Source organism: Protofrankia sp. Cj3, from assembly GCF_917627355.1.
Taxonomy (GTDB): Bacteria; Actinomycetota; Actinomycetes; order Frankiales; family Frankiaceae; genus Protofrankia.
On the sequence record NZ_CAKJTR010000065.1, the window covers coordinates 2,734 to 5,301 of the forward strand.

Sequence of the window (2,568 nt, forward strand, 5' to 3'; positions counted from 1 at the left end):
CTAAGCCAGGCGGTAGCCCGTGCCAAGCAGGCCTACCGGTCCTGCCGGTACACAGAACTAATCACTGTCCTTCCCAACGTCCTGTTGTCCGTCGACGTGGTGCACAACGCCGGTCATGACACCGAGGCAGCGCTGGAGTCCTTGCTCGCCCAGGCCTACCACGTGGCCGCGTAACTCATGACCACACGCCGAATAGCCACGTTCAGTCCAGTTGATCGAGGTTATATCGAATCGTCTGGCCACTCGGATGCTCGGAACCGTAGACGGCCTCGGCGATCGCCAACGCCCGCAGCAACAGCGGAAGAGCCTCACCAGCCCGACCCAGGGCCCACAACGTCGACGCCAGGTTGTTCAGCCGGTTGGAGACGGCCGGGTGATCGGGACCGTAAACAACCTCAGCAATCGCCAACGCCCGGTGGAACAGCGTCAGTGCCGCAGCCGGCTGGGCGTGTTCCTGCAGGTAGGTCGCGGTCCGGTCACACAGCCAGGACAGGCCGTCAATCGTGGCATCATCCGCGCCGGTATGCCCCAGCACGGCGATGACATGTGGGAGATAGACCCGCCACACCGGCCAGGCCTCCGGGTTCCGCATGATGTCTTCGGGCAGGATGCCGCGCAGCAGCCGCACCAGAGTCCCGGCCCGCGCCGTGCGCACCGTGGGGCTCATGGCCCGGCGGGTCGCCGCCTGCACCAGCCGGTGCACATCCACCATATCCTGATCACGGCGGGCCAGGCTGTACCCCACCAGCGCGCCGGTCGTCGCCGCCCAGCGCGCCCGGTTACCGGCCGCGTCCTTCAACGGTCCGTCGTCGAACCTGGCCGGCTCCGCGAACAGACCGAGGGGAATCTTCTCCGGGTCGCACAACGCCCACAGCTCCAACAGCTCCACCGCGGCCGGACACTCACCACGCAACCGCTGGAGCGACAACTCCCACAACACCGCGACCGTCATCCCCGGCCGGTCGGTCACCTCCCCCTCATCCAGCATGTCACCGAGCTGACCGGCGAGGAGGTCGGCGTACTCCCCCGGTGGGGTACCGGTCTGATCGAGATATCCCGCGGCCTGCTCCACCGCCAACGGCAGATCCCCCAACAGGGCACAGATCCGATCCGCGACCACCGGATCCATGGCCGGGAACCGGCCAGCCAGCATGGCCATCGCCTCCCCCCGCGGCAGCACCGGCACCGTGACGATCGTCCCCAGCGCGGTCAAACCCCGCCGCCGGGAAGTCACCAGCAGCCGGCCCGCCCCCGGCTACGGCCGCACACCCTTGATCGCACGGATCGCATCGGGGTCGTCGGCGTTGTCGAACACCAGCAGCGACCGGGGCAGACGTGCCCACGCCGCCACCACCACCGCCGGCTCCGTCTCAGCGGATAACCCCACCACCGGGGCCAACCCAGCCAGAAAGCCGCCGATCAGCTCCGGCTGCTCCGCCGGCACCCAGCCCACCCGGTCAAACAACTGTGCATACCGGTGGATGTACTCCACCACCAGCGCGGTCTTCCCCACCCCACCCATCCCCGCCACCGCGGTCACCGCGACCGACCCCGCCGCCGCCAACCGGGCATGCAGCTGATCGAGCAACGCGTCACGGCCGACGAAATGCGCCAACCGAGCCGGCACACCCCCCATCACGGGGAGATCCGGCGGGAAGACCGGAGCTACTCCCACTCCCACCCCCGCACCAACAGCCGGCCCGACAGCAGGTCGAGCACCCGGAAAAACCGGCTCCGCATCCGGCGGGCCAGGTGGAAAGTGCGCGGCTGCCACGACCCGGTCCCGGGCCGTCTCCTGCTCCACCCCGAACAAGTCCACCGCTGCGATCGGCCCCAACAGCCCCGGAGGGTCGCAGTCCTCCACCCGGAACACCACCAGCTTCCGCCCCCGACCGAGTGGATCATTCCGCCAGGCCGCCTGCCACTCCGCGGACGCGAACCTCGACGCCAGATAGTCCGTGGACAGCACCACGGCCATCCGTGTGGACGAGAGCGCCCGGTGCATCTCATCGACAAAATTCGACCCCGGACCGAAGTCCCACGCCTGGATCACCACCCGGTAACCGGTGGCATTCAACGTCCAGGCAATCCACTCCGCCCAGGCGCTGTCCTTCCCCGTATACGACACGAAGAAATCCGGGCTGGTAACCTCGCTGCCCCCACGGTCACCCACCCAGCATGCCACCATCACCCAACACGGCAGAAACCAGCCGATCAGCCACCATCGGCCGTACCCGCCGCACACGTTCAGCGTGCTGATCCCGACACCGGTCCGGGCATCGAGCGGTGAATCTGACAGCAACCGTCGACAGCAACGCCAGCGAAGCCCGACGGATCTTCATGAACATCACAAAAAGACTTTTCATCCGGCAGGAAGCCGGACACGGAGAGCCGGTCGAAACGGTCGGGGCGGGCGACAAGGAGGGTGGCCCAGCAGTCGACGACCGCGGGCTCGGCTGCGCTTGTCTGGGCCTCGGCGGCGACGGCGCGCACCAGCGGCGCGACCACTGACGGCGCCACGTCCAGCGCCCGCGCGATCCGCTTCGAGCGGCTTAGAGGCTCCGGCAA

The 2,568-nt window shown here is 68.1% G+C and carries 2 protein-coding genes and 1 pseudogene; all 3 read right to left on the reverse strand.

Annotated features, from left to right (window positions below; all coding sequences use genetic code 11):
• Positions 1-202: 202 nt before the first annotated feature.
• Positions 203-1,213 (reverse strand): tetratricopeptide repeat protein, encoded by a 1,011-nt coding sequence (locus MJ783_RS11115; protein WP_239310323.1) that lies wholly within the window; start codon positions 1,211-1,213, stop codon positions 203-205.
• Between the two features lie 42 nt (positions 1,214-1,255).
• On the reverse strand, positions 1,256-2,173 hold the full coding sequence (locus MJ783_RS11120) for a toll/interleukin-1 receptor domain-containing protein (RefSeq protein WP_239310324.1): 918 nt from the start codon (positions 2,171-2,173) through the stop codon (positions 1,256-1,258).
• A 74-nt stretch (positions 2,174-2,247) separates the two neighbouring features.
• Positions 2,248-2,568 (reverse strand): annotated as a pseudogene (locus MJ783_RS11125) (hypothetical protein); the annotation flags it as partial.